Raw genomic sequence first — 20,993 nt, 5'->3', positions numbered from 1 at the left:
TAACGCGAAGGAATGTCAATTTTTCGAGGATTTAGGCGTTCAAGCTGCGTGGTCGCGTCCGCAGAAAAATTGTGCATTCCGAGCGGAGAAAACTCTAAGTGAACAGTTACGGTATCACTCATTCCCTGTCATACCTCTTTCTGCTACACTATAAGTAGAATATGACGCAGAAAAAAGTAACCAAACTTATCGTCCCCATTGCGGGATTGGGTACCCGGTTCTTGCCGGCGACCAAAGCGCTCCCCAAAGAGATGCTGCCCATTGTCGACAAACCGGTCCTGCAATACATCGTGGAGGAAGCGGTTGAGGCCGGCATCACTGACATTATATTCGTCACGAACCAGAATAAGCGCGCGGCCGAAGACCATTTCGACACCAATACGGAACTGGAACTGTGGCTTAAAAAAGCGGGCAAAAAGAAAGAGCTTGCAGAAGTGAAAAAAATTTCCACGCTCGCACATTTCGTGTACCTCCGCCAACAAGGGCCTTATGGCAATGGCACGCCGGTGCTCAATGCCCGTCACCTCATCGGCGATGAGCCTTTCGCGGTGGCATGGGGAGATGATTTATTTTTAGGAACCACGCCGCACCTCGCGCAATTGATGCGCGTCTGGGAAAAATACACCGACCCTGTCATCACGGCATATCCCACTGACCGCGCCGGCACGAATCACTATGGCATTATTGAAGGCGCCAAGATAGAGCCTCGGGTATACCAAGTCACCTCTATTACGGAAAAGCCGGGTCCGGCCGCGACGCGCTCGCGGCTCGCTTCCCATGGCGGCTACATCCTCACGCCCGACATCTTCCCCATCCTCGAACGCACGCGCCCGGGAAGGGGCGGCGAGCTCTGGCTCGTGGATGCGATCATGACCTTGGCACGGCGCCGTCCGGTCTATGCCTGCATGGTACAAGGAACCTACTACGATCTCGGCTCCAAACTCGGCTGGCTGAAGGCGAATGTGGATTTTGCATTAGCAAGACCTGAACTGAAACCACCGTTCTATTCATGGCTCAAGAAACGTCTCAGCCATTCATATAAATAAACCCCAATGTCAAATTTCAAATGTCAAATGAAATCCAAAATCTCAATGTCCAAATATTCGGTCATTGGAATTTGGAATTTGTTTGGAATTTGGAAATTGGAAATTGGAAATTTTCGTCATCTCCTCAAGATCATCCCTCATCGGCGAAATATGCTCGTCTTGTTCCTCGCGCTGGCAGTCATGCCTCTAACCGGCCTCGGCTGCAAGCAAGGAGACGTCGCCGCGCTCAGGGAGCTCAAACAGCCCGTGCGCATCCAGTGGTGGGGTGTGTTTGACGATTCAGATATGTTCAAGGATGTGTTTGCCGCCTACACCAGCCAGCACCCCAACGTTAGCATTGCCTATAAAAAATTAAGGTATGAAGAATATGAACGCGCGCTGCTTGAAGGCTGGGCGGAAGAGCAGGGACCAGACATTTTCTTCATCCATAATACCTGGACCAGCAAATACGAGCCAAAGATCGCACCCCTGCCAGCGACCATAAAATTGCCTGTTCTTGTAAACCCTGAAAAAGGGGTGGAGAAGAGCGCGGCGGTCTATCGAGAACAAAAAACGCTTACCCCCCAGGATGTGAAAGAGCGCTTCGTGAGCGCGGTGCTCAATGATGCGGTAAGGAACAATGCGGTCGTGGGACTGCCGCTCTCGGTGGACACTTTGGGACTTTTTTACAACCATGAATTGTTTGACCAGGCGAAAATCACCGTCCCTCCGAAAACCTGGACCGAGGTGAAGGACATGGTGAAGAAGCTCACCATCCAAGACACCACCGGCACGCTTCTGCAGTCCGGCATAAACCTCGGCGGCAGCGCGAATAACAACAGAAGCGTGGATATCCTGACGCTCCTCATGCTCCAAACCGGCACGCAGATGATAAAAAATGGAAGCGCAGGCTTCCATGAGGGGGTGTGGCTTGAGACTGGCGAACTCTTCTCTCCCGGCGCCGATGCCCTGCGCTTCTACACTGATTTTGCGAAACCTACCAAGGAAGTCTATACCTGGAACAGTACGCTCGAAGAAGCGCAAACGCTTTTTACCACGGGACGTTTGGGTATGTTCCTTGGATATTCTTATCAGCTCCCCTATTTGCGTGCCCAAGGGCCAAAAATTGACACCGGCATCGCGCCAGTGCCGCACCTGAATAGCGACGGCACGGATGCGGGAAGGAAAGAAGTCAATTTTGCCAATTACTGGCTCGCAAGCGTCGCGCGGCGCTCTCCCCACCAAGCGGTCGCATGGGACCTGGTGCTCTTTGCCACGAGCCCGGAACGCGTGACCGCGTATCTTGACCGCGCGCGAAAGCCGCCCGCGCTCCGGAGCCTCATCGCAAAGTATGCGGAAGACCCGGATCTTAAACCCTTCGTGAACCAGCTCTTCACCGCCCAAACCTGGTACCGCGGCCGCAATCCGGGTGCCATGGAAACCGCGATGCGCGCGATGATTGATGCGGTGATAGATAATTCGAAAACAGTGAGCGATGCGATCAACTTCTGCGCACAGCAGGTGAATCAAACGTTATAATGAAAATCAAATGTCAAATTCCAAATGTCAAATGAAAATCAAATGTCAAATTCCAAATGTCAAATTTGATATTAGGATTTGGGATTTTATTGGAATAGGAATGGCGCTGATAATCTGTGTCCTGATAATTTCTTTCTCTACTGCCTCGGTACGTGCTCAAAACGCTGTCGTACCTGCCACTCCCGTAAACACCGAATGCGGCAAGGAGGACTGGAATAAGGGAGAGCTCTGCCACCCTTTCTTTAATACACCAGGTGGACTGCTTGGACTCCTCGGAACCGCACTGCAGATGGTGATGGGACTGGTGGGGGTGGTATCGTTCATTATGGTCATCCTCGGCGCGGTGCGATGGATGACCGCAGGCGGAAACAGCGAATCAGTGGAGAAAGGGAAAGGCATGATCGTATGGGCATTCTTGGGGCTTGCGCTTGCAGCCGCCTCCTTTGCCATCCTCGATGTATTCTTTAAAGGCCTGCAAAAGGCATTCTATAGCGCCTAGTCTTAATAAGATCTTAACACCATTCAGTGCATTTCCGTGTAGGATTCAGATTTTTCCGTGAGAGAAGCTTTTTACACTGAATGCACACAGAAGTACGCACCGAATATCACTGAAAAAATATTTGTCTACTACTATCTAATTATGAAATTAAAAAAAAGCGCCAGCACACTCACTACTTTTTGTTCATTGCTCTTTGTTTATTGCTCTTTGTTCATCCTTGGCCCTCGTGCCGCACTTGCCGTTGAGGATTATGCCAAAAAAATCTGCAATCCTATCGGCGGCGGTTGTGGCGGAGAAGGCCCTGACATTGCCACGCTCGTGGGCCGCTTTATTACCACCGTGCTCCCGTTAAGCGGCGCCGTCGCCCTCATGATGTTCCTCGTGGGCGCCATCTACTGGGTCATATCCGCAGGCAACCCCGAACAAGTGAAAAAGGGGAGAGATACGGTGGTCTGGGCGCTAATAGGTTCCATCGTAGTTATCGGCTCATATGTAGCATTAAGCTTTATCTTTAAGGTCATAACCCCTACCAATCCCGGTTTTACGCCATAAATACATTCCTTGTAAGTGTTCACTGATGTCGTCATTCTGAACGAAGTCCCGATGGAATCGGGACGAAGTGAAGAATCTCCCACGGATGTGGGCCGGCATACGCCGGGGATCCTTCCCCCGCATTTGCGGGGTCAGGATGACAGAGGGGGGGTCCAGTGAGCGCGTACCATTCCTTACATTGCTTTTTAGGTGCAAAATATCGTATAATATCCACAGTGAAAAGACGAGTAATCAATATTATCCACAAAGGTCGACGGTTAACAAAAAATCGCTAAAACACATATCTAAGGGCGCTTAAAAAAATAACCTTTCCAATTAATCATCATAATAACCGCTGTAGTACGGCTATAAACCTTATTACAGCCCAAAGTGGTGAATATGTTATTTTTTTACGGCGCCTAAGGGAGCGCTCCTCCCGTTTCAATACTGAAAAGTCTTATTTTTATGAACTATCGCACGCTCGGCAAACATCTCATCGCAGGAGCCGTTACCACCGCAGCGGTTATCATCCCCACCTTAGTAGTCGCGCAAACTGACCGCTTTGGCGTATTCTATGGCACCGGTGCAGGGCTTGGCACGCGCGATGTCCGCGCCACGATCGCGCAGATTATCAATATCGCTCTTGGCATCCTCGGCATCGTCGCGCTCGTCATCATCCTTTTGGGCGGCTTCAAGTGGATGACCGCAGGTGGCAACGAGGAAGGAGTAGAATCCGGCAAGAAAGCGATTGGTCAGGGCGTCGTCGGCCTTATCATCATCTTTGTCGCCTTTGCTATCACGAGGTTTGTCTTCTCCGTACTCGAACAATCCACTTAAACGGCCAGACTCATTACTACCTATCGTTTATAAGCGAGCGGTACCTCCTATGCTGCGGTTCTCCCCTTTTCGATACCTATTCTCAGGGGCATTGATAATCGCGGTATTCACGGTACCGCTCGTTGCGTTTGCGGAGTGCGGCACGCCGGACAGTGATGATGCGTACTGCGTGAAGCAAATGGCGACGTACATCGGCTTAAACACCGGCGCTTCTCTTCCTCAACTCATCGGCCTCATCATCCGCGATATTCTCGCGCTCATTGGCGTCATCTTTTTCGCGCTCATCTGCTACGCCGGCATCAAATGGATGACCGCGCGCGGCAATGAAGAAATAGTCACTCAAGCAAAAGGCACTATAGAAAACGCAGGCATAGGCCTTGTCATCATCGTGGTATCCTACGCGCTTACCGCATTCATCATTGATAAGCTTTTTTAAATTAACTCTTCGGCGCATTTGCACTGTATAACATTGCAGCTTACTTTTTAGCAACTCTGTAGCGTCGGAGCTTGTCTCCGACCAATCGGTGGCAGATAAACTGCCACGCTACCCGATGATGATCTTAGGCGGAAAGATTGGAATGCCGATGTGATAAATTATCTCTTGAGTTTATCGAAGGACAATCTGCCTTCGATGGGCTCAAGAAATAATCTCACTGAATCCCATGCAATCTCATTCACGCTCTCTCACCCTCGCTGTTGCGCTCCTTGCCGCGCTTGCAATGCCGCTCTTTGCGCTTATGGCCTTGCGCGCAAGCGGCACGCAGGTATCTTCTCTTATATTTACCCACTGGCTTCAACTTGACGCGAAGGAATGCCAATTTTTCGAGGATTTAGGCGCAAGGGACGCTAGGTCGCGTCCGCAGAAAAATCGTGCATTCCGAGCGGCGATGACCCTGAGTGAACAGTTACTATCTCCGGTGATCACCGCGGCTCATGCAGAATCCGCCTGCGGCGCGGACGATCCTTTCTGCCTTAAAAAAGCAGCGACCGGCGGGGGATTAACGCCGGGAGGAGAGGCTCCATCCATCCCTACGGCCGTGGGCAGAATATTGTCCGCAATGCTTGCGCTCCTTGGGGTGCTCTTCTTCGCACTCACCGTGTGGGCGGGTTTCAAGTGGATGACGGCGCAGGGAAACCAGGAAACCGCCACGAGCGCCAAGACCACGCTCGAGAACGCCGTGATCGGCCTCGTCCTTGTCGTCGTGGCCTACGCGCTTACCACCTATGTAGTCAACGCCCTCTTCTGGACGCCTTCAGTTTCAATTAACGGCATCACGCCAGTACAGCCTTCAGTAACTGGTCCGCTTGATGAATGTAGTAGGGTATACGGTGGTACTTGTAAAGACAGATGTGAACCTGACGAAAGGTCATTCGTGACAGACGATTGCTCACTGGTTTGTTGTGTTCTAAACCTACAATGTCCGACATACGGCTACGTATGTCAAACTCTTGATGTCAATGGTCGTTGTCCAACTGGCGGGACCCCTACGCAGAATGATTTCAAATGTTATGATGTGAATCAAGCCTGCTGTCCGTAGATAGAACACAAATGTTGACATTTATACTCATATTTTTGATTCGCTTGTTGATTCCCTCCATTGAGGAAGTATAATCAAGCAAGAAAAGATTTTAAATCTTTATGGTTCCATTATCCCTGCGCTCGCTCAACGAAGTACTCACGCACTATCAACCGCAGCGCGCAATACTCTTTGGCTCCCACGCACGCACGGATGCAGACGAACACAGTGATATTGATCTTCTTCTCATTAAATCAACAAAAAAACCATTTTTGGAGCGCCTGAAAGAATTCAGCCTTATGCTGCCAAAAGACTTCCCGCGGGTGGACGCGTTCATCTACACCCCGGAAGAGTTTGCGGCGATGCAAGAGCGGGAAAATCCTCTCGTCATGAGAGCGCTCCAAGAGGGCATCATCATATATGAAACACCAAACTGAAGAAGCAGAGCGCTGGCTCAAACAAGCGCGCCATGAAATTGAAGCCGCTCAAGCAGACCTTGAACACGCATTCTTTTCTGACGCCTGTTATTCCGCCGAGCAAGCCGCGCAAAAAGCCTTAAAAGGATACCTCTATCTCAAAGGGAGCCGCATGGTATGGAAACATTCGGTGAAAGAGCTCCTTGATGAATGCGCGACGTATGATTCGCAGTTTGCTGCGCTCATCGACGCCGGCCGAATTCTCGACCAATACTATATCCCCACCCGCTACCCCGATGCGCTCGCCCCGCCCGCCGTGCCATTTGAAAGCTATACGGAGACACAGGCACGGGAAGCGATTGCCCTCGCGCAGAACATTGTGACACAAGTGGAACAGTCCGGAGAAGCCGACCTTAAAGGCAACCTCCTTAAAAATTGACTCCTTCCCCTCGCGGCGTATAATAAGGCTATGAATCAAATCCCTGAAGATTACACCCAAATATTACTCGAGGAAATCCGCTCGCATTACAAAGCGCTGGCGGAAAATATTGAATTGGTGAAAGATAAAGGCGAGGCGACATTTGAGAAAGTGGGGCACATGACGGAAGACCTGCAAACCGTGAAAGACGATGTACTAATCCTAATAAATGAATCAAAAATACATTCCGAAGAGCTCCGCCTGATCAGGTATGAACTCAAAGAGAAGGTCGGTCGCGATGAGTTCAAGGTACTTGAAGACCGGGTGGTCAGGCTCGAGAAATTAGCCCTCTCACGGGCGTAATCACTCACCCATTCCTTATGCCCGGCAGCGCAGCCGCAAACGACAAAATTAGAATTTATGATTTATCAAAGTATATGCCCCGCCTCACCCCGCACATAAAAAAATATATCGCCCTTACAGCGACTGTTATAGTTCAACTAATTACGCCACTTCCATCAATAGCTGCACCAGTTGCAGGCGAGATACAAGGCAATTTATTTAATGCGGGCAACGCAAGCGGTCTTGGTACTAAGGATCTGGCGATAACAGTAGGTGGCATTATTCAAGCGATGCTTACTATCATAGGCGTAATATTTCTTGCCCTTATTGTGTATGCAGGTTTCAAATGGATGCTCGCGCGCGGCAGAACGGAAGAGGTTGAATCGGCACAGAAAATTATTGAATCTTCTATCATCGGCCTCATCGTCATTATTCTTGCCTACGCAATCTCCAAATTCGTATTCTCAATTATCCTCGCCGGCGCGGGTGTACAATAACTCATCCTATATTCGTCTCCATTAACGTTCAAGAGCGGTATCCAAACAACAGATACCGCCCTTTGTTTTCTCGCGCCAGTGCCCTTACCGCGTTTTAAGGCCGCACACGGGGCATACTACCCCCATCAAATACGCCGCATTATGCGCGTCCTCATGCGCATCAAAACGATGCATATTGAACAACACCTCGTTCCCCGCCGTCAGGAATAATCCTGACCCTGCCGCATTACGCAACGCCTGATAAAAAGCGATTTGCGCTGCGTTACCTTCCGTGGTGTTGGCGGCGATGGCTGAATCAATCTTTGCCTCATACTCAAGCTTTTTAGCTTGTGCAAGATTGACTCGTGCCACGGAGAGCTCAGTTGGTCCTGACCCGAAGGCAGATTTTTGAAACCCGAAAGTTTCCTTCCCACCCTCCTTAAAATTTGAGCTTCCGGCGCACCCCCCTAACACCGCTACGAACGCAACGAGCCACAAAATTTTTCCGCGGGTTTTCATCTTGATCACCTCCTTTCCCGCGATTCTTTTTTTGTTTTAGGATTTAGTTTGGAAAAATCATAAAAAGATACCATGGATTTTGAGTTTTGTCAATATGGACAAGATGCACCTCAAATGTATACTTAAAATATACTTTAAGTTAACACTAATTTTTCTTATTTATGCCTACCCGAACCATTTCCGCTAAAGAAGTAAGGCTTAATCTTGCTAAAATATGGAAAGCGCTCGAGCGTGGCGACTCGTTCCAAGTCATCCATCGCTCAAAACCGATCGCCCGCATTACGCCCGAACCCACGGGCGCAACGATACCGGATACTGCCGAGGCCGCAAAACCCGTGCCAAAGGAATTCAATTCCCTCGACCTCTGGATTAACATACCGGAACACCTGCGCTTCAAAAGCAAGAAGTCCGCAGTGGAGATTATCCGCGAATTGAGGGACGAGTGAACATAGTATGCTGATCGCCCTTGATACATCCGTCCTCGTCGCGATGTTCCATGCGCATGACGCGCACGCGGAGCGCGTGCGCGATATGTTTGTGGCATCCGTGCGCGCGGCGACCGCGTGACGGTCCCCTCGCTTGCCGTCATGGAAACGGTCACCGCACTCGCCCGCCACGATGCGCTGGCGCGCGTGTCTGATTTCGAAGCCTATGTTGCCGATTTCCGTATTCTCCCGCTCGATGAGGAGTTCGTACGGCGCTTCATCGCCGCAACGCGCACAAGCCCCCTCGCGCTCAAAACAAGCGACGCCGTTATGGTGCGCGCCGCCCAATGGACCAGCGCCACACTCATCACCCTTGACCAACAAATGATTGTCCAGAGTGCACACCTCGTGCGTGCCCTCACGCCGCAACAATACCTTGAACTCTCATAGCTCCCATGCGCGTGCTCGCGAGCGGCATTATTCTCTACATCCTCATCTTCTCCGGCATTTCGCTCTGGAAATATAGCCAGTTGCGCTATAATGCGCGGGATTTGGCGATTTATAATCAAGTCACTTGGCAGCTTTCAAACAAGGGATCCATCCTTCGTCAGGCTCAGGGTGACAATATTGTAATTCCTAAAACTGATAAATTGATTAACCGAATAACTGATAAACTCTACTCCTCCATCCAAGGCCACAATTACTTAGGCGACCACTTTGAACCAATACTCTTCCTCATTGCGCCCCTGTATGCGCTCTTTCCCGATCCGAGGATGCTGCTGGTACTCCAGACACTTGCGCTGGCGCTTGCCGCATGGCCGCTTTTTCTAATAAGCCAAAAAGTCATTAAGTCACAGAGTCATAGAGTTGATGAATCGGAAAATCAAAAAACTGATAAACCGATAACAGAAAAACTGAAAAACTGGCTGCCGACTGCGGTCGGAACGCTCTGGTTGCTTCACCCTGCCGTGCAGAACGCCAACCTTTTCGAATTCCACTCCCTCTCCTTCGCGCCCTTATTCCTTTTCTTTCTTTTTTACTACTGGCAAAAAATCAAAGAATCGAAAACCGATAAACTGAGGACTGACCGACTGAATAACTGTACACTCTTCACCCTCTTCCTCCTCCTCTCCCTTTCCGTGCGCGAGGATGTGTCCCTTATCACGCTTTTCTTAGGTTTTATATGGCTTGGCGCTTCTCTTAAAGTGAGGGTTGGCGGTGGGGGAACCCTCCGTAGCCCGAGCGGGCATGGTGTCCCGCCGCGCGGGACGAGCGAGGGCGAGGCGGAGCACGGACGACTCACAGGGGCGGCCGATGCGTGTTACCCCCACCGACAACCCGCTGCGAACTTATGGGTTCCATCCTTCATAATATGTCTCAGCGCCGCCTGGTTCTTCCTCGCGCAGCGCATTATTTCCCATTTTTCCCCCTCCCTTGGATATCAATTCCGCATTTATTATGAATGGATTCCGCAGCTTGGCTCTTTGGGCGCTGTCACAAAAGGAGTTATTGCCCATATCCTTAGCTTTCAAAATCTCGAAATGCTCCTAGGGCTTCTATTACCGCTCATTTTTCTGCCGCTTTTAAAACCAAAGTGGCTCCTCCTCGCGCTCCCCCCGCTCGCGGCAATAACCCTCTCTTCCGCAGGCGGCGGCGCGCTCATCTGGCAGACGCACTACGGTCTGCTGCTGCTTCCCGGGATATTTCTTGCGTTTATCCCCTTTCTCACTACATACACACCGCACGCGCAATTTGAAAAAAAACACTCGTTTGTCTATTCTACGATCGTAGTATATGCAAACGAGTTCTTAAAAGATAAAACTATATTGTTAGTGTGCGTGATGACTGCCGCTGTTGGCTCAATGCTCTCGTTTGGGCCATTGATCCCCGCAGCATATGCGATAAGTGCCCACACAAACGTGACGCCGCAAAAAGAAATCCTTGCCTCCATACCCCCGCATGCCACCGTGGCTTCCACTGACCAATTTCTTGCCCCCCTTTCTTCCCGCCGCGGCCTTACCCTCCTCCCACTCACGCTCCTTGGCGTCCAGCAATACGCTGCTGCGCCGTACCCGCCCGCTGCATACCCTGACTATCTCGTGCTTGATGAAATGGATGTAAAGGCAGATTTGGTGCAAGCACACTCGATTGCTTGGACACAGCCCTATGCCGCGCTCATGAAAGCACGTTTCCGCCAGCTGCTCGATGAAGGCGGCTATTCCCTCATGCAACAAGAGGGTACCTCGGCACTATTTTTCCGTTCTGAAATAAAAAAACCTAAAAAAAATCCCCCGTTCAGCTTTGAAATAGAGGACTTTACGAATGTGCGCGGGGGGCTCGAACTGGACAGGTTAGGAAGCGTAAACCTTGTTGTGGATAACTGGTTAAGGTAAGGATGCCCGTTTCATCAATGGATGTAATTACTCGTCACGTACTTTACCGTAACCGTCTCACGAAACTAGTGCCGTAACAATTTAATTATGCCATATCACTGGCGCGTTTTGAGCAGTATTTACAGGGAGATTTGGCACTATGCATGTTGCGAAACTTAATTGTTACGGTACTAGCATCATAAACCTTACCCCCTCACCGTTCACAGCTTCTCCAACAACATCACCTCCGGATTGACCATATAGTCTTCCCAACGTTCGACAGAGCGCAGCTGCCACCCGTGCGAGAAGAACCATTCGGGCGCAATCCGCTCCACTTTATTAAAATTACCCACCAACACAACAAAAATCCGTTTTCGTCCCTCTACGAGATTATTAAGCATCCCCACATTTTCCTTCGTGAGGATCGTATACCAATTCCTCCGCACTGCACGCAGGAGCGTATCGCCATGCGTATCATCAGGGAGAGGATAAAATGGCAATACCGGCATCGTGCCGTGATAATAATAGCGAAGGGCAACTTCATAACTATGAGAGAGGATCACAATGGCATCAGCCTGTCTTTCGTTCGTCTCAAGATAACCTCCCACATTTTTCCATGCGGGTCTCACCTCCAAAAGTACTCCCATGTCCGAAGCGATAAAGAATACGATGAGCATAAGCGGAAAGAGAAAGGGAGGAAACGATTTAGGAACGTGAATACGGCTTAGGCCTTTGCTCGCCAAAAGATATGCTCCCGCCCCCGCGATAATATATACTTTCACCACTAATACATTGGTAAAAAAACCAATAAAGACGGGAAAGATAAATATAACCATCGCATATATGGTGGGGAGATCCATTGAAAATTGTACAGTATATTTGCGCTCATTGGTACGACGGATCGATAAGAGCGCAATGGTAAATACTGTTACAATGAATATCCAGCCGCATAATTCAATAAAATCAGAATAATTATCAAAAAAGAAAAATTGCCGCAGCGCTTCCATGGGGAAAGGATTAGCAGGCTCAATCCAAAAATACCATGCATTCCGATTAAATGTCTGCATCTTCTCTCGCACAAACACTATAATCCACGGCAGCCACGCGAGACACACTACCACCATCATGAACACAACTGTACGGAGGGGTACTGACGGCATTTGGTATTTATTACGCATTCCTTTCCTTGCTTGAGCGCGTACGTACAGTGAATAGGCCACACTAAAAGCGACTTCGACTACCAGCACGAACACGCCCCCCAAATGAGTATAGAGCGCGGCAATAGTGGAGACCATCCATACGACATGCCATTTCCACGACGAAGAGCGGATAATCTCCCAGAACGACATCAATGAGACCACGCCAAATAAATAGAGCCATGCATACATCCGCACTTCAGAGGAAAAGAAAATCTGAAACGTGCTTAGAGCGGTAAGTCCTGCTGCAATTAAGCCTGTGCGCACACCGAACAATCGTCTCGCAAATATACCTGTCACGACAATCCCTGCGGCGCCCGCGAGCACCGAGGAAAGCTTCACTGCAACCTCCCCCGGTCCAAAAAGAGCAATCCACCCATGGACGAGATAATAGTGCAAAGGCGGATGATTCTCCACGGCAAGATATGCCCACATTTCATGCAAGGGCTTTCTGGCTATAGCCACGGTGATAATTTCATCAAACCAGAAACGCCCATTGCTCACCACGGCAATCACGCGCAAGAGCACGCCAAGCGCAGTGACGAGCACTAACCCGCGCTTAAACCCCGTTACCATGGGCTCACCCTCATAACTTTGGTTATTATGCCCCTTCGGGATTGATACCCATTCATCTACTACGGTCTTACCATCGTAGCTTTCTGGTAACGGGGTAAAATATTTTGATCCATTCAATGGCGATGTATCCATAAGCGCATGAGGGTAATAAAGAAAGAAATTACTTCACGAACACCAAGCTTCGATTCGCCTCTTACCCGGTCCGTAAAAACCACGGGGATTTCTGTGATAATAAATTTCCCGCGTTCGCAGCGCAAAAGCATTTCTTCCTGAAATGCATAACCATCCGACCGCACATCGGCAAAGTGAATCGCGATAAGCGCAGAGCGGCGAAATGCGCGGAAACCGCTCGTAATATCACGAGTGCTGAATCCAAGAAGCGCTCTCGAAAGCCACGTCGCGCAGGTACTCGCCAAGTGCCGCCGCCAATGCCATCCGACGATCTGGCCACCAGGCACCCGCCGCGACCCGATCGCGACATCTGCCCCTTCATCAATCGCGCTTAATAAGCGCGGAATGTCCTCTGGCGCATGCGAAAGATCTGCATCCATTTCAATGATGATATCTGCGCCTTGCGCGAGCGCCCGCGTAAAGCCTTCCACATACGCGCTCCCCAAACCCCTTTTCCCATTGCGCGCGATCAGCGAAACAAAGGGGTACGTTTCATGTAAGGATGTCACTACCGCGCCAGTCCCGTCCGGCGACGCGTCATCCACCACAATGATGTTCGCCTCGGGAATATGGAGCGCCGCAATTCGAGAAATAAGTATTTCAATATTCTCACGCTCATTATAAGTTGGGATCACGATAGTAATAGACATAATAATTTATCATTTAATAGCCCGCACCCATTGATTGAGTCTGCACTCAAATCTGCCGTAGACTATGCCATCCTTAGGAAAACGGGCGTCAACCAACATAAGCTGCAATTCCATACTGCCATACTCATGCACATGCTCCTTGATCTCTATATTGCTTAATAGGCGAGTATGAGCTAGTATGTTTAAAATATTTCCTGTGCCGACCGCAGGCGTGGTGATTACCGCCACTCCTTGAGGCTTAAGAATACGGTATATCTCATGTAGCAACGCTCGCGCAGAATATATATCAATATGTTCAATAACGGCAAGCAAGGTTATCGCGTTAAAAAAATCTTTGGGGAAGGGAAGGATAGTATTGCGCACCACATCATGCTGGCAATACGTAATATTATTATCATTATTGATTATCGGAGGCAACTTATCCACGCCAAATTTCTCCTGAAACGAAACACTTCTTAAGAATGCGCCATACTGCCCGCAGCCGATATCAAGGATACGATGGCGTGAAGGTGCGGTCTGCAACAGACGACGCGCTTCACGCGCGCGACGGCGACTTAATAGGTTCTCAAATACTCCAAACCCTCTTGTGCGTTGCGCAGTCATAAAAATGAAAAAATCATTTCTGATAATAGAGGAGATGAGTGAGACGCGGGCCAAACCATAGCGAATCCCGTAGGAGAGGCTGCCATGAAGAAAGACTAGGGAAACCATATTCCACTGACGCATTACGATAAAGCGTCATCGGAGTGGTATATTCTTCTGTGCTCCCCGGTCGGTCTACTAATGGATAGATAAGCGCAAGTGAGAAATAGAAGAGCGAGGCGAGAACCACCACAAGCCTCCCCCCCGCGCGCAGGAGCACAGGATACGCACATATATCATGAAGGTATTGGGCAACTCCAAAGGCAATAAATGGCAACAATGGTATGAGGAATCTCTGGCCGACCGAATCTCCACCCCACCACATATACCACGATCCATAAAAAAGCGCATACAAAATAATACTGCTCACCCCAATAACCGCGATATGCCTTCGCGATATCTTTTTGCGAAGGTTGCTTAGTAATCCGACAACCCCAAATAGGGCAATCGGCGACCAGACAAAAAATCCGCGCACTGAACTAAATAATACTTCCCACGCAAACCTGCCAGGAAATTGGAGGCTCTCCATCGTGTAACCCTTACTCGGTAACAGTGTCCTAAATATCATCCACCACACGAGAACTTGAAGCGCGCTTATCGCAAGCGCGGGCGCGGTCGTTGAGATAAGTGCGCGCATTTTCGAGGGGAATATGACAAGCGCCACCCCTGCGAATGGCAGCAAATATATGAGTGCATCAATCCGGGTAATACCCGCAAACCCCACGCATACGCTCCCCGCCAAAAGCCAGGATTGCACACGAGTGCGGTATGCCCTCACATAAGCCGCGACTGCGCACGTCACAAAGAAAAGCTCCACGGTATGAGCATAAGCCACCGCCTGAAATGTATACACCCATGAAGGAAGACCAAAGTAAGTAAGCAATACCGCAGCCACTGCCGTAGGGAGAGAAAAGCTTAACTCCCGCGTCAAAACATATATAAGCAGGCGCATGATGACATATGCCAATATCGCATTAAGCGCAAGTATGGCCACTCCGTCTCTTATGAGACCATCTAACCATACAGAAGGAATGGGTGAAATGATGGTGAGAAGCGGCATGAGCACCTGCGTGAGAGGAGGGACGAAGAATGCCCATACGAGTGGTGCGCCGATCTGATAATATGTGGACCATCCGCTGCCCGCAGGTACAAACATGTACTCACTAGGGAGCGGCGGAGATTCAGGATATATGGTGAATGACCAATTTCTCTCCCTTAACTGCTGATAGAGAAAATTATAACCAACGCCATCTCCGTAAATGTTGAAAAGACCGGTAAAGAGATTAATAATGACCACAATCGCAAGAATAAAATAGAGAAATTGTTTCTTCCATGTTTCCTTACTAATAAATAATAGTGAAGCAGTCGCCTTCATAGGAAAAATTCGTAAATCCCTAGAAACCGTTTTGTCCTTTTAAAAAATATTCCTCTTACGCTCATACATCGCAACCATATTCCATCTGAAGATGTGCCAGAGCGCGACAAGACCGTCCCGCCAAGTAATCTTTTTCCCTTCCGCATAACTACGACCACGATAGGAAATCCCCACCTCGTAGATGCGCCATCCTCTATGAGCGATCTTTGCGGTAAACTCCGGTTCAAACCCGAAACGATTCGATCTGAATTTGATACCCTCAACCACCTCTCTTCGAAATACTTTAGCGCCTGTTTCCATATCAGTAAGATTGAGGTTAGTCCATATGTTTGACCAAAGGGTAACCAATTTATTCCCCACAAAATGCCAATAGTACAACACGCGATGCGCACCGCTTGAGAACCGCGAGCCATACACAATATCTGCTTCATCATCAAGAATCGGCTGCAAAAGCTTTGGCCACTCGCCGGGATCGTATTCAAAATCTGCGTCTTGAATCAGAATAATATCACCGCGCGCTTCCGCGAGCCCCGTGCGCACGGCCGCACCCTTGCCATAATTTTTTTCATGTATACACACCTTCGCTGATTCGCGAAATGAAATCAAAACTTCCTTAGTGCCGTCAGTGGAGCCATCATCGACCACCACTATTTCCCGGTCTAACCCATGAGGAAGAGGCTGTCTTAAACAACGATGTATCACCTCACGTATCGTGCGCACTTCGTTATATACAGGAATGATAACTGAAAGAATAGCCATGGTCTCAAAAAAAATCAATTTGAATTTAAGGTAAAACAGTCGTATTAACCGTGATGGGGGGCGAAGTTGACAGCGATGACTCACTCCTTAACAGCCAACGGAATGAGGGCAAAAGAATTACACCAAGCAATATAGATCGTAAAATAGTAAGCAGGAGAAATATAATAAAATGTGATAAATAGTCAAAAGAGCCGTACAATATGGGAGACTGTATATAGCTTACCACATCAAATGCGATAAAACACAGAATCGTCGCGCGTGAGGGAAGCGTGAGTATGAGCAGGGGAATAATCCATAGAATCCATTGAAAAGAATATACGCGGTTAAAAAAGATAAAGCATCCTACCGCAATCAGCGCCGTGTGTGCTAATGCAGGCAAACTGTTCAATTGCCGAGGACGGCGAAGAAGCATGATCATGACAATCACAAGGCCAGCCCACTGCAGTAAGGAAGACAGCGCGACAATGATTGCGGTTATTCCATCGAGACTCCCTGGTTCTATCTGATACGCTGGTGTATAGAATATACCAAAAGGCGCGGCAAGGACGGACATGAAACTTCCTATTTCGGGCGAACGGACAAAATGAATCGCGTACGGATTCACCATGGTAAGGATATTCCCTCCAAACGCGACAGGCCAAATATGCCCTAATGCCAAGATACCAATACTTATACACACAGCGGCAAATCCCCGCCGTCGCTCTTCAAGGGTATGGGCGGTATCAAATAACGCAAAGAGATAAATGGGAAACAGTACCCCTGCATACCATTTTATCAATACTGATACCGCAAAAAGCGCGAATGACCATCGCCAACGCTTGCGATACAGCAGAAATAGAGAGAGCTGAAGAAACAGCGCGGCGAGCACATCAAAACGATTAAATGTATAGAATAATACTGAAGGAGCGATTAAGAGGAAAAGGAGCGCACGCCGCTCATGCGGGATGGAATACTTTACCACTACCAACAACGCCACTCCCGCGAACAGGGTAAATATATGAAACCACACATGATAACCGACCCGACTCTCATTCATAAGAGCGGGCAAGGTAAAGAAGAGCGTGGCGAGGGCGGGATATTCAAAAGGCTTATCAACGTAAGGAATATAATTTTGACGGAACCACGATCCCTCCTCCCGGTAATAGTCTAATTCTCTCACATCAAAAATCATATTATACTTCAATTTGCTCTGAAGCGTAGTAAAGGTGAGATAAGAGGGCCACGTCAAAGAACGAGGCGTAAAAACCACAATGATTATGCCAATCACAATAAATACTAATACTGGCGCCACTTTAAACATCCTTTTCATGTTATGATCAAAGTTCATAAATGTATTAACGCATTGAAAATAATCCTATCCCACGGTCTATAAAAACCGTACGGAGCAAGGGGTCGGAGGAAAGCGTGATAATATCCCTATCATCAGACGACATCACAACCACGTCAGTAATATCTTCGCGCCGTATAAATTGCATGCGCTCCTCTTGGCTTCCCTGCCCTGTGAGAAACCAATCAGTCAACCTTCGGCGCAGAGCCTCATCAGGGCTGTGCGCGCCTGATCCCCCGTATACTGCCCTTCCGGTCCATGCGGGTATGAAACTCGCCTGATCGACAGGCGCGAGCACGATTCCCTCAAGAGGGCTCTGCATGAGAATACGATACACATTTTTCTGTGCCGCAGACAGATAGAATAGCTGAAAACGCGATGAATAAAGCGACACATCGCGGCTTATAGTGCCTACCGTAGAAAAGGTAAGAAGAATACCGCATGCCACCTGTGTCATAGAACGAATGATACGGGAGGTGTTCTTCCAAAGTCCTGCATTGAAAATAATGACAACCCCTATCCCCGCGAGCATCGCCAGTGGCACATGTAAACCTTCAAACAAACGCCGCTGAAACGGCAAAGGGCTCCCTATAAGCGCGCACTGCACCGCGATCCATGCGCCCAAGAACCATACGGCGCGAGGGTGAAGAGAGGGCGACTCGCTTCCTTTGTCCCGCACGCGCGCATACCATATTCCCCCTGCAAGCGCGAAGGGAATCAGCAATCCATATCCTAAAAGCACCGCCCAGAGCGCGGGAGTAGCGGTCACATTCTGCATTGCCCACTCCTGGGTAATCCAATCGGACCGCAAGCGCATAAGCTGCCATGCAATGCTTGGCAGAGAAATGCCGCTCATAACCGCAAGCGTCACACACGAACGGCGCCAAGATATTCGTCCCATAATAACTGTCCACACAAGCAGTATGCTGCCAAGCGTCACCGCGTGGAATGGATGAAAATGAAACAGCGCCGCCGCCGCCAATCCTCCGCTCACCTGCCACCAGAAAGGCTTGAGAGAAGTGGATGCGCGCAAAAAGGATAACAGCACGAATAAAAATAAAATAAGCGATGCCAAAAGATGAGGCGAATGGTAAAGGGTTAAAAACGTGTTTGATTCCGGCACCCAGAGATCAAGGGGCCAGTCATACCTCCCCACGAGGGGAGGCGATTTCAAAAAAGGAAGCGCGAGATAGCCGATGCCGGAACCCAAAAAGGTAAGTGCGCCTGCTGCGTAAAACGCGCGAAAGGGCACGAGTATTTTCAATAACTGATAAAGCACGAACACCAACAACGGAATGAGCGCAAGCCGCGCAAGATGGAATGCCAACGGTGTGGACATACCGGCGGCATGGGCGATCACGCCTAAACAATACCAAAATGCATTCACCATGCTGATACTCCCTACCCCGTCAATCCCCGCAAAGAGATTTCTTTCCGCCATATCTCCCCGCCCCGCCTGCAGCATCTGCGTATAATACACATTGAAATCACCGGGAGTGAGCGCATGGAGACCCGTATACGTTTCTCCCGGCGGCGTCTGCAGATACCCATAGAGATACGGCGCGCTGATTATGACGACCAAGAGAAGATTGATAAGAAACACATATTTCCACTGTGCCCACAGATACCGCGCGATGCTTGATATACTCATAAAACGTTAATCACAATTGGGATCTTCGGGCAACACGCGCCACACAAATGAATCGGGAAAACCAATCTCCGCCTTCAACCCGGGATCTGTATTGAAGCGGGAAACAATCTCCTCGCCCCTTAACCCTGAATAAAAAGAAGGGTGTACAATAACATAATCCGCACCCAATTGTTGCAGTAGGGGGATTGCCTCAGCTTCATCCGATCCATTTGCGTATCGTTCGAGGATCGAATATCCTGCGGGGGCATAGCCGGAATATCCATTGACCATGCGCTTGCCGTGATGGCGAGCCAAGTACATATATAACACCGACTTATTTTCTTGTGTCCGGATGTCGTCAAAAGGAAGTTCGGCGATTGTACATCCTTCCGCCCTTTGCGCGAGCCATATATCAACGGGCCGGGAGCGGTCAAACCCGTCAGGCACCGCATACGCCCTCGGCGCAGTGATAAAAAATTCTCCAAGGAGAAATACAAACGCAATAAGCGTAACCGCTGTCTTCTGCCATCTCGCCAAACGCACGGTGACCGCTTGCCAAGTGAGACCGACATACGTCGCTAAGCCGAGGAGCGCAAGCTGGGCAAAACGCCCCACCGCGCGAATCCCGGAAAAGCCGGGAATATACCTAAGAATCCCATACGGTCCTGCGAACGACAGACCGCCGTCTTTTAGCACGCGCATCTCCGGCCCCAACGCCAATACGATTCCCGCGAGCATTAACAGAAAAAATGCGAATACCATGCGTTGCGCGACGCAGCGCTCGCTGTCCCAACGGCACAACGCGTATGTTCCTAACGCAAAAAGGAGAAGCGGGGCAAGCCCGGGCGCCACATTATTTTCTCTGTCAACTTGAGATAAAAAAACGGGCGGCACCAGCAAATCGACAAGTGCCGGAGCAAATACCATTTGCTCCCTTAACGGCCGGGTAAAGTGCTGGTCTCCCGCAAGATTTAGATAAGGAATTATGACCGGACTAAGAACCGCGAGGGCGATAACCGCCGCAACAGCCGCCTTCAACCGCCACAGCCATGCGCTGCGTTCATTCCGCCCATATGCCGCCGCCGCTACACCCAGAGCGATAAGTAATAATAATAATCCATGCATGGAACATAACCCTTGCGCGACAACGCACAATCCCAAAAAAAACAGCCATGCAGGAGAGCGCGTCATCCGATATTTATTGAGCGCCAGTAAACAAAGAGGAATCCACCACAGCATAAGCATATGAAGATGTCCGGGAGCGTGATTCAAACGCGTAGGAGCAAACCCCGCGATAACGCCCGCGAGATAAGCTCCTGCCGTGCCAGCGCCAAGATTGCGCGCGAGCATATAAGTAGCCAACCCCGTCAGCCAAGTGGAAAGAACAACAAGGATGGCAACGCTGCCGGTAGGGTCATCAGTGATGACAGTGAGAGGGAACATCATGATGGCCGCACCTAAAAAATGCTCCGAATAAGCGAGCGTATTGGCGTAAGGAGCAAAAATGGGAGCATTAAACAAAGACGTGTGCGGGTGGCGCAAAAAATCTGTATCCCAGTCAAGCGCCCACGCAACGAAAAGCCCATCGGCATAGATGTCGACACTTCGTCTAAAATCATCTGCGGGGCGTATATCGGGAAAATGGTGGAAAAACACGGCGAGAATAAAAAAAAGAATACCTGCAAATACCGCCCACGCCCGCCTCCTATCGAACACTCCGATTCCTATGCGATACATAATAAAGTTCTGAT

At 49.5% G+C, this 20,993-nt stretch carries 23 protein-coding genes; 14 read left to right on the top strand and 9 right to left on the bottom strand.

Annotated features, from left to right (window positions below; translation table 11 throughout):
- The first annotated feature begins 161 nt into the window (after nucleotides 1-161).
- The 11 genes from WC659_01405 (at nucleotide 162) to WC659_01355 (ending at nucleotide 7,621) form a co-directional block, all read left to right on the top strand.
- Nucleotides 162-1,046 (top strand): UTP--glucose-1-phosphate uridylyltransferase, encoded by an 885-nt coding sequence (locus WC659_01405; GenBank protein MFA4872573.1) that lies wholly within the window; start codon nucleotides 162-164, stop codon nucleotides 1,044-1,046.
- A gap of 150 nt (nucleotides 1,047-1,196) precedes the next feature.
- Nucleotides 1,197-2,564, top strand: coding sequence for an extracellular solute-binding protein (locus WC659_01400; GenBank protein ID MFA4872572.1), 1,368 nt, complete (start codon nucleotides 1,197-1,199; stop codon nucleotides 2,562-2,564).
- 31 nt (nucleotides 2,565-2,595) lie between these two features.
- Nucleotides 2,596-3,063 (top strand): hypothetical protein, encoded by a 468-nt coding sequence (locus tag WC659_01395; protein ID MFA4872571.1) that lies wholly within the window; start codon nucleotides 2,596-2,598, stop codon nucleotides 3,061-3,063.
- Between the two features lie 141 nt (nucleotides 3,064-3,204).
- Nucleotides 3,205-3,615 (top strand): hypothetical protein, encoded by a 411-nt coding sequence (locus WC659_01390; protein ID MFA4872570.1) that lies wholly within the window; start codon nucleotides 3,205-3,207, stop codon nucleotides 3,613-3,615.
- A gap of 444 nt (nucleotides 3,616-4,059) precedes the next feature.
- Complete coding sequence (locus WC659_01385) at nucleotides 4,060-4,431, top strand: pilin (protein MFA4872569.1); 372 nt, start codon at nucleotides 4,060-4,062, stop codon at nucleotides 4,429-4,431.
- 49 nt (nucleotides 4,432-4,480) lie between these two features.
- On the top strand, nucleotides 4,481-4,867 hold the full coding sequence (locus tag WC659_01380) for a hypothetical protein (protein MFA4872568.1): 387 nt from the start codon (nucleotides 4,481-4,483) through the stop codon (nucleotides 4,865-4,867).
- 226 nt (nucleotides 4,868-5,093) lie between these two features.
- Complete coding sequence (locus WC659_01375) at nucleotides 5,094-5,969, top strand: pilin (GenBank protein MFA4872567.1); 876 nt, start codon at nucleotides 5,094-5,096, stop codon at nucleotides 5,967-5,969.
- Nucleotides 5,970-6,070: 101 nt separating this feature from the next.
- Nucleotides 6,071-6,385 carry a nucleotidyltransferase domain-containing protein gene (locus WC659_01370; protein MFA4872566.1) on the top strand — a complete coding sequence of 105 codons (315 nt, stop codon included), beginning with the start codon at nucleotides 6,071-6,073 and terminating at the stop codon, nucleotides 6,383-6,385.
- The gene (locus tag WC659_01365; GenBank protein MFA4872565.1) at nucleotides 6,369-6,803 is read left to right on the top strand and encodes a HEPN domain-containing protein; all 435 of its coding nucleotides are present in this window, start codon (nucleotides 6,369-6,371) and stop codon (nucleotides 6,801-6,803) included. Before WC659_01370 ends, WC659_01365 begins: the two co-directional genes overlap by 17 nt.
- Before the next feature lie 30 nt (nucleotides 6,804-6,833).
- Nucleotides 6,834-7,145, top strand: a complete 312-nt coding sequence (locus tag WC659_01360; protein ID MFA4872564.1) for a hypothetical protein — start codon at nucleotides 6,834-6,836, stop codon at nucleotides 7,143-7,145.
- Nucleotides 7,146-7,219: 74 nt separating this feature from the next.
- Nucleotides 7,220-7,621 (top strand): hypothetical protein, encoded by a 402-nt coding sequence (locus WC659_01355; GenBank protein ID MFA4872563.1) that lies wholly within the window; start codon nucleotides 7,220-7,222, stop codon nucleotides 7,619-7,621.
- A gap of 84 nt (nucleotides 7,622-7,705) precedes the next feature.
- Here the strand turns inward: WC659_01355 and WC659_01350 are convergent, their stop codons facing one another.
- The gene (locus tag WC659_01350; GenBank protein MFA4872562.1) at nucleotides 7,706-8,119 is read right to left on the bottom strand and encodes a hypothetical protein; all 414 of its coding nucleotides are present in this window, start codon (nucleotides 8,117-8,119) and stop codon (nucleotides 7,706-7,708) included.
- Nucleotides 8,120-8,280: 161 nt separating this feature from the next.
- Between WC659_01350 and WC659_01345 the strand changes: the two genes are divergently transcribed.
- From WC659_01345 to WC659_01335, 3 genes are all read left to right on the top strand, one after another.
- Nucleotides 8,281-8,565 (top strand): hypothetical protein, encoded by a 285-nt coding sequence (locus WC659_01345; protein ID MFA4872561.1) that lies wholly within the window; start codon nucleotides 8,281-8,283, stop codon nucleotides 8,563-8,565.
- Nucleotides 8,566-8,682: 117 nt separating this feature from the next.
- Complete coding sequence (locus WC659_01340) at nucleotides 8,683-8,994, top strand: PIN domain-containing protein (protein MFA4872560.1); 312 nt, start codon at nucleotides 8,683-8,685, stop codon at nucleotides 8,992-8,994.
- A 5-nt stretch (nucleotides 8,995-8,999) separates the two neighbouring features.
- The gene (locus WC659_01335; protein MFA4872559.1) at nucleotides 9,000-10,937 is read left to right on the top strand and encodes a DUF2079 domain-containing protein; all 1,938 of its coding nucleotides are present in this window, start codon (nucleotides 9,000-9,002) and stop codon (nucleotides 10,935-10,937) included.
- A 200-nt stretch (nucleotides 10,938-11,137) separates the two neighbouring features.
- Here the strand turns inward: WC659_01335 and WC659_01330 are convergent, their stop codons facing one another.
- The 8 genes from WC659_01330 to WC659_01295 are packed head-to-tail and all read right to left on the bottom strand — an operon-like array spanning nucleotide 11,138 to nucleotide 20,979.
- Nucleotides 11,138-12,820 carry a glycosyltransferase family 39 protein gene (locus WC659_01330; protein ID MFA4872558.1) on the bottom strand — a complete coding sequence of 561 codons (1,683 nt, stop codon included), beginning with the start codon at nucleotides 12,818-12,820 and terminating at the stop codon, nucleotides 11,138-11,140.
- Nucleotides 12,802-13,509 (bottom strand): polyprenol monophosphomannose synthase, encoded by a 708-nt coding sequence (locus WC659_01325; GenBank protein ID MFA4872557.1) that lies wholly within the window; start codon nucleotides 13,507-13,509, stop codon nucleotides 12,802-12,804. Before WC659_01325 ends, WC659_01330 begins: the two co-directional genes overlap by 19 nt.
- Nucleotides 13,510-13,518: 9 nt before the next feature.
- Nucleotides 13,519-14,112, bottom strand: a complete 594-nt coding sequence (locus WC659_01320) for a class I SAM-dependent methyltransferase (GenBank protein MFA4872556.1) — start codon at nucleotides 14,110-14,112, stop codon at nucleotides 13,519-13,521.
- 13 nt (nucleotides 14,113-14,125) lie between these two features.
- Complete coding sequence (locus WC659_01315) at nucleotides 14,126-15,526, bottom strand: hypothetical protein (protein MFA4872555.1); 1,401 nt, start codon at nucleotides 15,524-15,526, stop codon at nucleotides 14,126-14,128.
- Nucleotides 15,527-15,565: 39 nt separating this feature from the next.
- Nucleotides 15,566-16,285 (bottom strand): glycosyltransferase family 2 protein, encoded by a 720-nt coding sequence (locus tag WC659_01310; protein ID MFA4872554.1) that lies wholly within the window; start codon nucleotides 16,283-16,285, stop codon nucleotides 15,566-15,568.
- 25 nt (nucleotides 16,286-16,310) lie between these two features.
- Nucleotides 16,311-17,612 carry a hypothetical protein gene (locus WC659_01305; protein ID MFA4872553.1) on the bottom strand — a complete coding sequence of 434 codons (1,302 nt, stop codon included), beginning with the start codon at nucleotides 17,610-17,612 and terminating at the stop codon, nucleotides 16,311-16,313.
- A gap of 7 nt (nucleotides 17,613-17,619) precedes the next feature.
- Nucleotides 17,620-19,263, bottom strand: coding sequence for a hypothetical protein (locus WC659_01300; protein ID MFA4872552.1), 1,644 nt, complete (start codon nucleotides 19,261-19,263; stop codon nucleotides 17,620-17,622).
- A gap of 6 nt (nucleotides 19,264-19,269) precedes the next feature.
- Nucleotides 19,270-20,979: a hypothetical protein gene (locus WC659_01295; GenBank protein MFA4872551.1), complete on the bottom strand. Its 1,710-nt coding sequence runs from the start codon at nucleotides 20,977-20,979 to the stop codon at nucleotides 19,270-19,272.
- Nucleotides 20,980-20,993: the final 14 nt, after the last annotated feature.

The sequence above is a fragment of the Patescibacteria group bacterium genome, from assembly GCA_041645165.1.
Lineage (GTDB): Bacteria > Patescibacteriota > Patescibacteriia > 2-02-FULL-49-11 > 2-02-FULL-49-11 > 2-02-FULL-49-11.
This window is presented reverse-complemented; position numbering and strand designations above follow the sequence as displayed.

Bases quoted from the DNA above. Each gene is read 5' to 3' on its own strand.
- WC659_01325 (MFA4872557.1), bottom strand. From the start codon at position 13,509: ATGTCTATTACTATCGTGATCCCAACTTATAATGAGCGTGAGAATATT.
- WC659_01335 (MFA4872559.1), top strand. From the start codon at position 9,000: ATGCGCGTGCTCGCGAGCGGCATTATTCTCTACATCCTCATCTTCTCC.
- WC659_01400 (MFA4872572.1), top strand. From the start codon at position 1,197: ATGCTCGTCTTGTTCCTCGCGCTGGCAGTCATGCCTCTAACCGGCCTC.
- WC659_01320 (MFA4872556.1), bottom strand. From the start codon at position 14,112: ATGACTGCGCAACGCACAAGAGGGTTTGGAGTATTTGAGAACCTATTA.
- WC659_01295 (MFA4872551.1), bottom strand. From the start codon at position 20,979: ATGTATCGCATAGGAATCGGAGTGTTCGATAGGAGGCGGGCGTGGGCG.
- WC659_01390 (MFA4872570.1), top strand. From the start codon at position 3,205: ATGAAATTAAAAAAAAGCGCCAGCACACTCACTACTTTTTGTTCATTG.
- WC659_01350 (MFA4872562.1), bottom strand. From the start codon at position 8,119: ATGAAAACCCGCGGAAAAATTTTGTGGCTCGTTGCGTTCGTAGCGGTG.
- WC659_01300 (MFA4872552.1), bottom strand. From the start codon at position 19,263: ATGAGTATATCAAGCATCGCGCGGTATCTGTGGGCACAGTGGAAATAT.
- WC659_01365 (MFA4872565.1), top strand. From the start codon at position 6,369: ATGAAACACCAAACTGAAGAAGCAGAGCGCTGGCTCAAACAAGCGCGC.
- WC659_01360 (MFA4872564.1), top strand. From the start codon at position 6,834: ATGAATCAAATCCCTGAAGATTACACCCAAATATTACTCGAGGAAATC.
- WC659_01315 (MFA4872555.1), bottom strand. From the start codon at position 15,526: ATGAAGGCGACTGCTTCACTATTATTTATTAGTAAGGAAACATGGAAG.
- WC659_01355 (MFA4872563.1), top strand. From the start codon at position 7,220: ATGCCCCGCCTCACCCCGCACATAAAAAAATATATCGCCCTTACAGCG.
- WC659_01310 (MFA4872554.1), bottom strand. From the start codon at position 16,285: ATGGCTATTCTTTCAGTTATCATTCCTGTATATAACGAAGTGCGCACG.
- WC659_01385 (MFA4872569.1), top strand. From the start codon at position 4,060: ATGAACTATCGCACGCTCGGCAAACATCTCATCGCAGGAGCCGTTACC.
- WC659_01395 (MFA4872571.1), top strand. From the start codon at position 2,596: ATGAAAATCAAATGTCAAATTCCAAATGTCAAATTTGATATTAGGATT.
- WC659_01375 (MFA4872567.1), top strand. From the start codon at position 5,094: ATGCAATCTCATTCACGCTCTCTCACCCTCGCTGTTGCGCTCCTTGCC.
- WC659_01405 (MFA4872573.1), top strand. From the start codon at position 162: ATGACGCAGAAAAAAGTAACCAAACTTATCGTCCCCATTGCGGGATTG.
- WC659_01380 (MFA4872568.1), top strand. From the start codon at position 4,481: ATGCTGCGGTTCTCCCCTTTTCGATACCTATTCTCAGGGGCATTGATA.
- WC659_01305 (MFA4872553.1), bottom strand. From the start codon at position 17,612: ATGAACTTTGATCATAACATGAAAAGGATGTTTAAAGTGGCGCCAGTA.
- WC659_01330 (MFA4872558.1), bottom strand. From the start codon at position 12,820: ATGGATACATCGCCATTGAATGGATCAAAATATTTTACCCCGTTACCA.
- WC659_01370 (MFA4872566.1), top strand. From the start codon at position 6,071: ATGGTTCCATTATCCCTGCGCTCGCTCAACGAAGTACTCACGCACTAT.
- WC659_01345 (MFA4872561.1), top strand. From the start codon at position 8,281: ATGCCTACCCGAACCATTTCCGCTAAAGAAGTAAGGCTTAATCTTGCT.